General features: G+C 47.7%; 12 protein-coding genes. 7 read left to right on the forward strand and 5 right to left on the reverse strand.

Translation table 11 applies throughout. The annotated features are described in order from the left end of the window. Positions 1-298 precede the first annotated feature (298 nt). From ABZR88_RS19200 to ileS, 3 genes are read right to left on the reverse strand one after another with little or no spacing between them, the layout of a single operon-like run. Positions 299-904, reverse strand: a complete 606-nt coding sequence (locus ABZR88_RS19200) for a lipoprotein signal peptidase (RefSeq protein ID WP_107827575.1) — start codon at positions 902-904, stop codon at positions 299-301. Then, positions 905-1,291, reverse strand: a complete 387-nt coding sequence (locus ABZR88_RS19205) for a TraR/DksA C4-type zinc finger protein (protein WP_107827576.1) — start codon at positions 1,289-1,291, stop codon at positions 905-907. Continuing rightward, complete coding sequence (gene ileS / locus ABZR88_RS19210) at positions 1,292-4,681, reverse strand: isoleucine--tRNA ligase (RefSeq protein WP_107827577.1); 3,390 nt, start codon at positions 4,679-4,681, stop codon at positions 1,292-1,294. A 230-nt stretch (positions 4,682-4,911) separates the two neighbouring features. Here ileS and ABZR88_RS19215 point away from each other — a divergent pair, with 230 nt between their 5' ends. Continuing rightward, on the forward strand, positions 4,912-5,802 hold the full coding sequence (locus ABZR88_RS19215; RefSeq protein ID WP_107827578.1) for a tetratricopeptide repeat protein: 891 nt from the start codon (positions 4,912-4,914) through the stop codon (positions 5,800-5,802). Positions 5,803-5,813: 11 nt separating this feature from the next. Here ABZR88_RS19215 and ABZR88_RS19220 read toward each other — a convergent pair whose 3' ends face one another. After that, positions 5,814-6,440: a sigma-70 family RNA polymerase sigma factor gene (locus ABZR88_RS19220; protein WP_107827579.1), complete on the reverse strand. Its 627-nt coding sequence runs from the start codon at positions 6,438-6,440 to the stop codon at positions 5,814-5,816. A gap of 127 nt (positions 6,441-6,567) precedes the next feature. On the opposite strand from ABZR88_RS19220, the gene ABZR88_RS19225 reads away from it, so the two are divergent. The 4 genes from ABZR88_RS19225 to ABZR88_RS19240 all read left to right on the forward strand — a co-directional run bounded on the left by ABZR88_RS19225 (position 6,568) and on the right by ABZR88_RS19240 (position 9,404). Then, entirely contained in the window at positions 6,568-6,948 is a 381-nt protein-coding gene (locus tag ABZR88_RS19225; protein WP_107827580.1) for a hypothetical protein, read from the forward strand. 188 nt (positions 6,949-7,136) lie between these two features. After that, positions 7,137-7,538 carry a hypothetical protein gene (locus ABZR88_RS19230; protein WP_107827581.1) on the forward strand — a complete coding sequence of 134 codons (402 nt, stop codon included), beginning with the start codon at positions 7,137-7,139 and terminating at the stop codon, positions 7,536-7,538. A 110-nt stretch (positions 7,539-7,648) separates the two neighbouring features. Further along, complete coding sequence (locus tag ABZR88_RS19235) at positions 7,649-9,082, forward strand: DUF1593 domain-containing protein (RefSeq protein WP_107827582.1); 1,434 nt, start codon at positions 7,649-7,651, stop codon at positions 9,080-9,082. A gap of 55 nt (positions 9,083-9,137) precedes the next feature. Then, positions 9,138-9,404, forward strand: a complete 267-nt coding sequence (locus tag ABZR88_RS19240; protein WP_146166491.1) for a hypothetical protein — start codon at positions 9,138-9,140, stop codon at positions 9,402-9,404. 34 nt (positions 9,405-9,438) lie between these two features. Here ABZR88_RS19240 and ABZR88_RS19245 read toward each other — a convergent pair whose 3' ends face one another. Further along, the gene (locus ABZR88_RS19245; RefSeq protein WP_170113553.1) at positions 9,439-10,326 is read right to left on the reverse strand and encodes an alpha/beta hydrolase; all 888 of its coding nucleotides are present in this window, start codon (positions 10,324-10,326) and stop codon (positions 9,439-9,441) included. Positions 10,327-10,465: 139 nt separating this feature from the next. Between ABZR88_RS19245 and acpS the strand changes: the two genes are divergently transcribed. Beyond that, positions 10,466-10,843 carry a holo-ACP synthase gene (acpS, locus tag ABZR88_RS19250; RefSeq protein ID WP_107827584.1) on the forward strand — a complete coding sequence of 126 codons (378 nt, stop codon included), beginning with the start codon at positions 10,466-10,468 and terminating at the stop codon, positions 10,841-10,843. Further along, complete coding sequence (locus ABZR88_RS19255) at positions 10,840-12,129, forward strand: phenylacetate--CoA ligase family protein (protein ID WP_107827585.1); 1,290 nt, start codon at positions 10,840-10,842, stop codon at positions 12,127-12,129. The genes acpS and ABZR88_RS19255 overlap by 4 nt, the downstream gene beginning before the upstream one ends. Positions 12,130-12,300 lie beyond the last annotated feature (171 nt).

Consider the following 12,300-nt stretch of genomic DNA (forward strand, 5'->3'; position numbering starts at 1 on the left):
CTGTTATTGTGCCTGGCGGCGGCCAGAGGCCGCAGGATAGTCGTCACTCGCGAAGATGCTGTAAGTGTTGGGAAGATTAAAAGAAGCGGTGGAGTAGTGCGATTCCCCTCTTGAGAGGGGTGGAGGGGCGTGTCCTTTATGCGTGCGAAATGACACACCCCTGCAGCCGCACCGTCAACGCGCCCCCTCTCAAGAGGAGATTCTAACATCTTCCCAACACCTGTGGCGAAGACGCGAGCGACTGCAAAAACAAAAAAGGCGCCTTACGGCGCCTTTCCTATAGTCTAATCTTTAATCTTTATTCCTCTACCACTTCGCTATTCAAATTGGTTTCTACCGCTGGCTCGTGTTTAAAATAGCGTTTCTGATAAATCAGGATGGCTATTACACCTACAGATATTGCAGCGTCGGCAAAGTTGAATATCGGCTCGAAGAACTCGAACGGTTGGCCGCCCCAAAACGGGAACCAGGCCGGATATTGTGTGCGGATGAGCGGGAAGTAAAACATATCTACCACCCTGCCCTGAAAGATAGGCGCATAACCGTAAATGACACCATAAAAGGTTGAATCTACAATGTTACCTACTGCACCGGCGAATATCAGCGCAACGTTCAGTATCAGTCCGCGGTGGTATTTATGATGAATTAAATAGTACAAGCCATAACCAATGGCAGCTACTGCACCAATACGGAAAATGGTGAGCGCCAGTTTACCGCTAACACCGCCCAGCTCCCAGCCAAAGGCCATGCCGTTATTTTCGGTGTAGCGCAGCATGCCTTTATCGCCCAGAAAATGAATTTCCTGACCAATATACATGTGTTGGTGCACCCATATTTTAATGAGCTGATCAACAATAATGATGAGCAGCGCAATGGCGAAGGGCTTTATGTAAGCAATTTTCATCTAGTATTGCTTCAGTTTGGCTTCCATGCTCAGCGTAGTGTGTGGCACGGCACGCAGGCGTTCTTTCTGAATCAGTTTGCCGGTTTCGCGGCAAACGCCATAAGTTTTGTTTTCAATGCGTACCAGGGCAGCATCCAACTGCTCGATGAATTTTTTCTGGCGGGCGGCCATCTGGTTAATGGTTTCTTTTTCTAAAGTAGCAGAACCATCTTCCAGGGTTTTATAAGTACCGGCAGTATCATCCGTACCGTTTGCGTTCGGATTGCTTAGTGATGAGGCCAGAGAGCTTAACTCTTCTTTCGCTATGCGCAGTTTTTCTAAGATGATATCTTTAAACTCCTGTAACTCGGTGTCAGAGTATCTTGTTTTTTCTGATTCGGTTTTCATTTATATCTTATTAATTACAATCACAATTTCGTTTTCGTCAATCTCCGCCTTTTCGCCTTCGGTTAGCTGCGCATCAAATACAATGGTATCAGCCAAAATTTCGGCGCAAATATATGACAAATAGTTATCTACAGCCTCACGCAGAAAATCAGCTTTACCCAGGGTAACGTTGATCTTGTCTGTAACGTTGAGACCGCTTGTCTTACGTAAACCTTGTACATCGCTGATCAGCTCGCGCGCCTGTCCTTCCTGTTTGAGCGGGATGGTTATGTTAACATCTAAAGCCACGGTTAGTTTGCCCAAATTTGCAACCTGCCATCCGGGAACATCCTCGGCTATGATCTCTACGTCGCTGGTGAGTAGTGAGTACGCCTCTGCCGAACCGTCGTATGGCAATGCTAACGAACCGTCGCTTTCCAGTTGTACGATATCTTCCTGTGTAAGGTTTCCTATGGCAGCGGCAACCGCTTTCATATCCTTACCCACCTTCTGACCCAGCACCTTGAAGTTGGGTTTAACCTTCTTCTTAATCACGCCGGCCGTGTCGGTAATATACTCAATATCCTTAATGTTGGTTTCAGAAAGAATTAATTCTTTTACGGCATCAACCTGCTGTTTGAAATGATCATTCAGAATAGGCAACAAGATCTTGCTCAGCGGCTGACGCACGTTGATGCTTACCTTTTTACGCAGCGATAAAGTCAGTGACGAAATATCCTGTGCCAGTTGCATACGCTCTTCCAACTCCTTGTTCACCAGATCTATATGGTAAACCGGAAAATCTGCCAGGTGGACTGATTCATAAGCGTCCTGCCCTGTTACACTGTTCAGATCCTGGTACAAACGCTCGGCAAAGAATGGCGCTATGGGCGACATCAATTTTGCGATAGTAACCAGACAGGTATACAGCGTTTGGTAAGCCGACAGCTTATCATCGCTGTTTTCTGAACGCCAGAAACGGCGACGGCTCAAACGCACGTACCAGTTACTCAGGTGTTCGTCAACAAAATCCTGTATAGCGCGGGCTGCTTTGGTAGGCTCAAAATCGGCGTAGAAACCATCCACATCCTGGCTCAGGGTGTTGAGCAGGGAGATGATCCACTGATCAATCTCCGGACGGTCTTTCAGCGCTACTTCGGCCTCGCTGTAATTAAATTTATCAATGTTGGCATACAGCGCAAAGAACGAGTAAGTGTTGTACAACGTGCCGAAGAATTTACGGCGAACCTCGTCCAGACCTTCCATGTTAAACTTCAGGTTGTCCCATGGCGATGCATTGCTGATCATGTACCAGCGGGTAGCATCGGCACTGTATTTCTCAATGGTATCAAAAGGATCAACCGCGTTGCCCAAACGTTTTGACATTTTGTTGCCGTTTTTATCCAGCACCAAACCGTTTGACACTACGTTTTTAAAGGCGATACCCTTATTGCCTACCTCGGCGTTGATCTGTTTGATCACATCGCTGCTCTCGCTCAGCATCACCGCAATGGCGTGCAGGGTAAAGAACCAGCCACGGGTTTGATCCACACCTTCGGCAATAAAATCTGCCGGGTAGGCGCTCTTAAACTCTTCCTGACCTTCAAACGGGAAGTGCCATTGTGCGTAAGGCATGGCGCCGCTATCAAACCAAACGTCAATCAAATCAGGCTCGCGGAACATTTTTTTGCCAGCAGCCGAGGTAAGTATCACATCGTCTACATAAGGACGATGCATATCGGCCAGCGTAAATCCGGCAGGCATAAATCCGGCTGCTATTGATTTTTCAATCTCTGCATTCAATTCTTTTATAGAACCGATACATTTCTCTTCGGCACCACCCTCCTCGCGCCAGATAGGCAGCGGAGTACCCCAATAGCGCGAGCGCGACAGGTTCCAGTCAACCAGGTTTTCCAGCCAGTTACCAAAGCGGCCAGTACCGGTGCTCTCCGGTTTCCAGTTGATGGTTTTGTTCAGCTCGGCCATCTTTTCTTTCAGCACCGTGGTGCGGATAAACCAGCTATCCAGCGGATAGTACAAAATCGGCTTATCTGTACGCCAGCAATGCGGGTAGCTGTGCTCGTATTTCTGTACGTTGAAGGCTTTGTTATCTTCTTTCAGCTTGATAGAGATCAGCACATCGGTCGGTTTAAAATCCGGCTGTGCGCGCTCTTCATCGCTATAATATTCTTCTTTTACGTAACGACCGGCATAGTCGGTCACCTCGTTAACAAAACGACCCTGACGGTCAACCAGCGGCACTTCTTTGCCGTTTTCGTCGGCAACCAGTAACGAAGGCACCCCATTCAGCTTCGCAACACGAAAGTCATCCGAACCAAAAGTTGGGGCGATGTGCACAATACCGGTACCATCTTCGGTAGAAACAAAGTCGCCGGCAATAACGCGGAAAGCATTTTGCTCCAGATCGGCATTGGTTACATACGGCATTAACTGCTCATAATGTGCACCAACCAGATCAGCACCTTTTGCTTGTTTAACTATTGCCCACGGGATAACTTTATCGCCATCCTTATAATCTTCAAAAGATGCATTTTCAGCCTCGGCCTTGAAATACTTCTTTACCAGATCTCTGGCCAATATTACGGTAACCGGCTTGTGGGTATATGGATTGAATGTTTTTACAAAAACGTATTCAATGTTTTCGCCTACGGCCAGTGCCGTGTTTGAGGGCAGGGTCCATGGCGTGGTCGTCCAGGCTAAAAAGAACAGCTCGGTATCAACACCATCAAACAGCGTGTTATCGCCCTGTTTCACCTTGAATTGTGCAACAATGGTGGTATCCTTTACCATACGGTAGGTACCTGGCTGGTTCAGCTCGTGCGAGCTAAGCCCTGTACCTGCTTTTGGCGAAAACGGCTGAATGGTATAGCCTTTATACAGCAGGTCTTTATTGTAAAGCTCTTTCAGTATCCACCAAAGGCTTTCGATGTATTCGTTTTTGTAGGTGATATACGGATCGCCAAGATCAACCCAGTAACCCATTTTCTCGGTCAGGTCGTTCCAAACGTCGGTATATTTCATTACCTCACGGCGACAGGCGGCGTTGTAATCTTCAATAGATATTTTTTTACCGATATCGTCTTTGGTAATACCCAGCGATTTTTCTACCGCCAGCTCAATTGGCAGGCCGTGGGTGTCCCAGCCGCCTTTACGTTTTACCTGGAAGCCTTTCAGCGTTTTATAACGACAGAAAATATCTTTAATAGCGCGGGCCATTACGTGGTGAATGCCCGGCATGCCGTTTGCAGATGGCGGACCTTCATAAAAAGTATATGGATTGCTGGCCGGCCGGCTGCTGATGCTTTTCTCAAAGATGTTGTTCTGTTGCCAGAACTCCAGTACATCTTTTCCCGTTTGCGAAAGATTTAATTGCTTATATTCCTTGTACATCAGTGTAGTTGCCTTCAAATTTTAGAGCGGCAAAAATACGGATTTTTATCTGAAGAAAGCGCTATTTGTGTGGTATGGAAATGTCAGATTTTTTGAGATGAGGTGAGGGCGTTTGTGTAAAGATGCGCGCTGTATATGCCAGCGTTGTTGCATCAATCCAGGTAAACCTTTAATGGATACTTGCGGTACTTGTAATATTTATGTAGAATAGGGAACAATTTTAGCAACCTATGCCTGATAGATTTTTTACTCAAGATGCTTTTCATAATGGCTTTGGCCGCGAAATGGTTTCAGCCGGCGATGTTTATGATGCCCGCTCAAAAAGTGGCATGCAGGAGTATTCATTAGCTCAATATGACTTTGTTTTTATTGCTGACAAGCAGGATAAACTGGAACGGCTGGGCAAGTTTTTATCTGAGAATTATGGCTACACGATTAAACCAGTAACACAAATTGATGCCCTGTATGAACTAACCGGCGACGCTACCGAGTTCCCTGTTGATGAAAGCAACCTGATGTACTGGGCGCTGGATCTGTATTGCAAAGGTTACGAATTTGATTGCCGTTTAGATGGTTACGGGGCCTCTGGCGATCCCCAAAATCAACGATTTGCTGACCTCGACCCATCACTTTACCAGAAACATTTTGACCTTGCGATGGATGCTTATAACAACCGAAACCTCGGCATGGCAGCAATCCATTTCTCTACAGCCATTAAAATCAATCCAAACGATCCCAACTCCTGGTATTCAAGGGCTATTGTAAAAGATGAACTACATACCTGGAAAGCTGCCCGGCGCGATTATGATAAAGCAATAGAACTTGCCCCTGATTTTACCGATGCCATTCTAAACCGTGCCGCTAATAAAGACGAAGCCGGCGAGTATCAGGCTGCTATTGATGATTACACATTCGTAATAAATCTAGAACCACAAAATGAGATGGCCTATTTTAACAGAGGCAATTCAAAATTAAATCTTAAGGACACCAAAGGAGCTTGCGCCGATTGGCATAAAGCGCACGAATTAGGCGCCGATTATGCAGTTGAACGGATAGAACAGCACTGTAATAATAAAAGCAGCCTAAAGGATAAGTTAACGGGATTGTTCAAGCGCAATTAGAACGCCTCACCTCACTCCCCCGCCAGCACGGCCTGCATCACGTTATTTACAATCCGGCCGCAACGCACCAAGTTAAACTCAAAAATCTCTTGTGGCTGCCAGAGCTGCTGCAACTCGGCGCGCAGCATTTCTTTGGCGCGATTAAGCCGGATTTTCACGTTTGATTCGCCCAGGTTCAGCGCCTCCATGGTTTCATTGGTGCTCATGCCCTGCACTTCGCGCATTACAAAAACCAGGCGGTATTTTTCGGGCAGAGCGGCAACGGCGCGTTCCAATATCAGCTTTAGTTCTTTATTGAGGAGCCCGCTTAGCGGGGTTTCATTATTGGCCTCGGCAAAAGTTGTTTCCATACGCAATTGCTCTGTTCGTTGGTTCCGTTTTTTGTGCAGTAAACTCTCATTAATCAGTATGCGGGTAAGCCAGGTGCCAAAAGCACACTGCTGTCTGAAGTTTTCCAGTTGCCTGAATGCGTTGATATAGGCAATCTGCATCACATCTTCGGCCTCCTGATCGTCTTCCACAATTGACAGGCTGATGCGGTACAGCCGCTCATTATACTTCCGCATCAGGTTTTCAAACAGGTGAGCCTCGCCCTGCAATATCCGGCCTACAATTGCTTCATCGCTTAATTGATCCATTGTATAAACTAGCACTTTGTATGGTAGAGTATCTAAACAACCAAAGGGTTACAAAATAGTTGAAAATAAATATTGTAACCCTTCTTTGCCGGCAATTCTCTAACAGGTAAACAAAAGAAAAAATATTATGGATACGAACATCAGGCAATTGCAAACCTTACTGAAATTCACCTACGGACTGGTACCCGTGGTGGCCGGTGCCGATAAGTTTTTGAACCTTTTAACCGACTGGGAAAAATACCTGGCGCCATGGCTTAAAGCCTTGCTGCCCTTCAACGGTCATGTTTTTATGATGATTGTTGGCGTGATAGAAATTGTGGCAGGCATCATTGTATTGGCCAAACCCCAAATTGGTGCCTGGATTGTAGCCGCATGGCTTACCGTAATCGCCCTCACGCTAATCTCTGGCGGCAACTATTTTGACGTAGCCGTGCGCGATCTGGTGATGGCTATTGGCGCTTATACACTGGCTAAGCTTTCTGTGGCTGTTAGTAAGTCGGTGGCTTAAAATAACTATTTGTCATTGCGAGGAGGCACGACGAAGCAATCCCGTCGCACGTTATGAGTCCTTCGACAAGATCGCTTCGCGCCAAACCGATCGCACAACCCTGCTCGCAATGACAAAACTTTTAAATTGCATCTTCATACTTTAATCATCTTGAATAGTTATGTTTAGGATACAATTTAAACCCTTCCATGTATCCGCTCGACTTTCTCTATTACCATATCACCTACTGGTTTGAGCAACATCCTGAAAAACTAACCTGGAGTACCCCACAACAAAGGGCAGCTTACGCGCTGGGCCTGGTGATACTTTGCTGGGGCTGGGTTTTGGATAGTTATCTGGTCTCAAAGCATGTTCTCGAGGCAAATGTTAGTCGCATTACTTTTCTGGCCGTCGGCCTGGCAATTATGTATCTGTTGCAATACATTTATATTGACAAGGGGCGCTACGCGGCACTCGCATCAGGCGGGGGCTTCAAGATCAGTAAAAATACCGGCGTGGTTGTAACATTTGTGTTTCTGTTCCTATCGTTCCTGCTACCGTTTATTACGTTGCCCTTGTTCTACAAGTTTGGATCGGCCCGTTTACACTGAATAATTTAACATATTTCCCCGCCCGACACCATTACCCACAAAGCCGCTCATCTTGCGTATATGCGGCAATGTTATTACCTTGACGCAACAACCAATTAACCGGCTATTTTATGAAAACTTTGTTTGCCGCTATGGCACTGGCGGGCGTACTGCTCAGCTCTACTGCACCAATGCACGCCCAGCAAAAAGCTCTGTCAACCAAAACACGGGTTATTGCCACGTCGGATGGCGAGATAGACGACCAATGCTCCATCATCCGGTTCTTACTTTACACCAACGAGTGGGATGTAGAGGGCATTGTCACCTCCAGCTCCATGTACCATTGGCATGGGCGCAAATGGCCGGGAGATAATTGGATTGACCCTTATATGGAAGCTTACACCAGGGTATACCCTAACCTGATCAAGCACGATAAACGTTACCCCTCTCCTGCTTATTTGCGCCAGCGCACCTTGCTGGGCAACGTAGAAACTCAAGGCGACATGGCCACTATAAGTCCGGGTGCCGCGCTGATTACCAAGGTTCTGCTGGATGATACCGATAAACGACCTGTTTGGCTGCTGGCCTGGGGCGGCACCAATACTATTGCCCGCGCGCTGAAAACCATTGAGGAAACGCAGCCACAAAAAATGGCAGCTGTAGCCAATAAAATGCGTTTCTATTTTATCTGGGAGCAAGACAGCACCTATCAAACCTACATCAAACCGCATTGGGGCAAGTTTAATATCCCAACCATTATTGCCGATCAGTTTGAGGCCATTGCCTACCGCTGGCCCGAAACCCAGCCAGATAACATGCACGTCTATTTTGAAGGCCCCTGGATGAAGGAGCACATCCTGGAAAACCACGGACCGCTCACTGCCATTTACCAGGCATTAACAAATGGCGATTTTCGCTCAGAAGGAGATTCGCCATCATTTATCCATCTTATTCCTACGGGCTTGCGCAGTTTGGAGTCGCCGTCATACGGTGGCTGGGGCGGGCGCTTTGTTAAGGTGCGCGCCAACACCTGGCTGGATTCGGTACTCATTCCCGGCTACAAATATCCTGAAGGCCGCTGGTTTAGCGGCAGCAGTTGGGGCAGGCAAAGCGTAAAACAAACCCCGCCTGCAACGCATGAGCAGATACTGGATTATTTTAAACAAATGACCCGCTGGAGCGATGCCCTGCAAAATGATTTTGCCGCCCGTGCAGATTGGTGCGTAAAAGCCTACAAAGATGCCAACCACCCACCGGTAGTGGTGCAAGCTAAAGACGTAAACGCCAAACCTGGCACCCGCGTAAAACTTAGCGTTGCCGGATCTACAGATCCTGACGGCAACGCCCTCACCTACCATTGGTATGTATACACAGAGCCCAGCACTTTTATAGCCGATGGCCCGGTAAGCAAAGAAGCTGTACAAGTTAACGATGCCGATAAAGCCATCGCATCTATCATGGTACCAAAAGGAAAAGGCAGCTTACACCTCATTTGCGCCGTTACAGACAATGGCAAACCGGCGTTGACCAGGTATGCCAGGATTATTGTGAATGTGGGCCGGTAACAAACAAATAGCTGCAATAGACTGTTAAGCACTATTATCAATTAACAACAAAACAATGAACAAGATAACATCCATTGCGCTGGCAGTTTTAATGATGGTGATGATTGGTACCGCCAAAGCAACATCATTAGCTGGTGCGAAGGCAACAACGTCAGCATTGCAACTACCGCCACCGCCGCATCATCCGCCACCACCAAAGTTGCACCTTAACGTGCGTTTGCCGCGTCATCCGCGGCCGCAAATACGTCATCCGCGCCGGCCACCAGGGCCGCATCTGCGCATTCATTTGCCACCTGCGCCGCCGCATCCGCCGCGTCCATAAAAAACTAAAGGAGCTTTAACGGGCTCCTTTTTTATTATATTAACTTGGCTAAAAAGTCTGCCGCAAACTGCCCGGCCTCCAGCCAGCGCCTGCGAATGCCCGCCTTACCCGGGTGCAGCGGCAAGGGGTTAAAATGCCGGTATAGCTCGTGCCCGTATCCTTCAAAAACCTTTACATCATCAGGGCGCTTCAGGGCTTTGGCTTTCTCGTATATGGCCTGTCCGCCGTAGGTGCCTTTGTTCACACCCGGATGGACAATTTTGTCTTTTGAACCATATACACTTACCACCGGCGTCGGTTCATTTTTGAGCCAGTTGATGTTATAAATCCCACCCCAAAAGTTCACCACCGCCATTACTTTGGTGGGCCCATCGTTTACAGTGCCAAATCCTGCCGGATTTTTTATGCGGAGCGAATCGGCCAGCTCCCGGTTATTGCTAAAAGCCGCTTGCAACGCCATCATGGCCCCGGCAGAGTTCCCGGCCAGAATAATCCGATTCGGGTCTATACCAAATTTAGCGGCATGCTCTTTAAAGTACCGCACGGCTTGCCGCGCATCCAGCACCGCCGGATAGGCGGCCTGGATCAGTTTACCAAAACTAAAAAGCGTTGATTTTTTACCCATACGATAATCAATCGCAGCACAAACATATCCGCGACGGGCAAAGGTTTCACTCCATAGCCTGATGTTATCGTCCCGTTTCGAGCCGAAAACAAACCCACCACCGTGCATCCAGATAATCAGTGGGCGATTGCGTACTTCATCGTTATGAGGGGTATAAAGGTCAAATAGATTGGCTTTCCGGTTTGCGGCACTCGTGGTATCTGCGGCATAAGGTTGATCGGTCAGCACATCGGCCTTATCAAATAGCAGATCCTTGTATCGCTTGCCCTGAGCCATGGTTACAGTGCCCACCATCATTGCAAAAAATAGAATTATGAATTGTTTTTGCATCATTATTATATCCAGATCACAACATCTGGGTGTTATTATTGTTTAATTACGACATTGGTGCCTCAAGCGGATTTTTATTAGTTTTGAGTTTACCTGAAAAATAAAAATGATATACGGCCTGGGCACAGATCTGGTTGACGTTGAGCGCATAGCAGAAAAGATAAAAAGATCGGAAGGCTTTAAAGAACTCATATTTTCTGCCGCCGAGATTGATTACTGCGAAGCCAAGACGCACCGGTTTGAGCACTACGCCGCACGCTTTGCCGCCAAAGAAGCTTTTTTTAAAGCGCTGGGCACCGGCTGGCTAAGCGGCACGGCTTTTAATCAAATACAAATAACACATAACACCGATGGCAGGCCCGCTTTGGAACTGAGCGCCGAGACTAAAGCAACCATTGCCGCAATTGGTGAATTTAATATACATGTATCGCTATCGCACACCAAAACGGTGGCGACGGCTACTGTAATACTGGAAACAAGATGATCACAACCGGGACCACATCCCTCCTGCCACCCGAAATTGCGGCCGTGCAGGAAAATAGACTAAAAGAGCTGCTGCAATATCTTGCTGCAAACTCGCCCTATTATAAAAGGATCTTTGCTGAACAGGGAGTAGATATCTCCCGCATTCAGCAACTGAGCGATCTGCCATTACTGCCCCTTACTACCAAGGATGATCTGCAGCGCCATAACATGGACTTTTTGTGTGTTGCCCCCGAGCAGGTGATTGAATATAGCACCACCTCGGGCACACTGGGCAGCCCGGTGACCATCGCGCTGACCGAGAACGACTTGCAACGCCTGGCCGACAACGAATACCGCTCATTCCTCCAAACTGAAAGCACCGCCGTCGACACCTGGCAACTGATGCTAACGCTGGACAGGCAGTTTATGGCGGGCATGGCCTACTACGCAGGCTTGCGGCAAATGGGTGCAGGCGTGATCAGGCTGGGACCGGGCGTTCCGTCGTTACAGCTAGAGATGATTAAAAGACTGAAGCCAACGGGTATTGTAGCTGTGCCATCGTTCATCCTCAAGCTGATTAATTATGCGGCGGCCAATAACATCGATATCAACTCAACATCGGTTAAAAAGGCCCTTTGCATTGGCGAGAACATTCGCAATGCCGATTTTTCTTACAACATTCTTGGGCGCAAAATAACCGATGCCTGGAACATTCAACTGTATTCTACTTATGCCTCTACCGAAATGCAGACGGCTTTTACAGAGTGCAGCCACGGCAACGGCGGCCACTTGCAGCCAGACCTGCTGATTATTGAGCTTTTAGACGACAACGATCAGCCTGTCGGTGCCAATACCCCTGGCGAACTGACCATCACTACCCTGGGTGTGGAAGGCATGCCGCTGCTGCGCTATAAAACCGGCGATATCTGCACATATACTGATGAGCCTTGCGCCTGCGGACTAAAATCGCCGCGCTTGTCGCCTATTCTGGGTCGTAAGAAACAGATGATCAAGTTTAAGGGAACTACGCTGTACCCGCCAGCCTTGTTCGATCTGCTGAACGAGCGCGAGGAGATCCTGGATTACGTGGTAGAAGTGTACGCAAACGATGTTGGCCTGGATGAGGTATCGCTCTACATTGTGCCTATTGATGATAGCGAGGAATGCGATCATCGCATTCGCGCTTATTTACAGGCAAGGTTGCGTGTTAGTCCGCATATTAAGTATGTGGCGGCAGACGAGCTACAAAAAATCATGTTTCCTGAAACATCCCGCAAGGCTTTGAAGTTTATAGACCGCAGGTAGTAAATAATGCAGGGAAATCGTTTTTAACTTTTTTGTAATCAAAACAGGTCATCCCGAACTTGTTTCGGGAACCCATCAAGCCTGGCAACCAAGACGGTCTGCTTGCATGTGGGGTGCTGAAACAAGTTCAGCATGACTTTTAGGTTAAAAAGTGATTTCCCTGGTAAATGC

The organism is Mucilaginibacter yixingensis (assembly GCF_041080815.1).
Lineage (GTDB): Bacteria > Bacteroidota > Bacteroidia > Sphingobacteriales > Sphingobacteriaceae > Mucilaginibacter > Mucilaginibacter yixingensis.

Bases quoted from the DNA above. Each gene is read 5' to 3' on its own strand.
- ABZR88_RS19200 (WP_107827575.1), bottom strand. From the start codon at position 904: ATGAAAATTGCTTACATAAAGCCCTTCGCCATTGCGCTGCTCATCATT.
- ABZR88_RS19205 (WP_107827576.1), bottom strand. From the start codon at position 1,291: ATGAAAACCGAATCAGAAAAAACAAGATACTCTGACACCGAGTTACAG.
- ileS (WP_107827577.1), bottom strand. From the start codon at position 4,681: ATGTACAAGGAATATAAGCAATTAAATCTTTCGCAAACGGGAAAAGAT.
- ABZR88_RS19215 (WP_107827578.1), top strand. From the start codon at position 4,912: ATGCCTGATAGATTTTTTACTCAAGATGCTTTTCATAATGGCTTTGGC.
- ABZR88_RS19220 (WP_107827579.1), bottom strand. From the start codon at position 6,440: ATGGATCAATTAAGCGATGAAGCAATTGTAGGCCGGATATTGCAGGGC.
- ABZR88_RS19225 (WP_107827580.1), top strand. From the start codon at position 6,568: ATGGATACGAACATCAGGCAATTGCAAACCTTACTGAAATTCACCTAC.
- ABZR88_RS19230 (WP_107827581.1), top strand. From the start codon at position 7,137: ATGTATCCGCTCGACTTTCTCTATTACCATATCACCTACTGGTTTGAG.
- ABZR88_RS19235 (WP_107827582.1), top strand. From the start codon at position 7,649: ATGAAAACTTTGTTTGCCGCTATGGCACTGGCGGGCGTACTGCTCAGC.
- ABZR88_RS19240 (WP_146166491.1), top strand. From the start codon at position 9,138: ATGAACAAGATAACATCCATTGCGCTGGCAGTTTTAATGATGGTGATG.
- ABZR88_RS19245 (WP_170113553.1), bottom strand. From the start codon at position 10,326: ATGATGGTGGGCACTGTAACCATGGCTCAGGGCAAGCGATACAAGGAT.
- acpS (WP_107827584.1), top strand. From the start codon at position 10,466: ATGATATACGGCCTGGGCACAGATCTGGTTGACGTTGAGCGCATAGCA.
- ABZR88_RS19255 (WP_107827585.1), top strand. From the start codon at position 10,840: ATGATCACAACCGGGACCACATCCCTCCTGCCACCCGAAATTGCGGCC.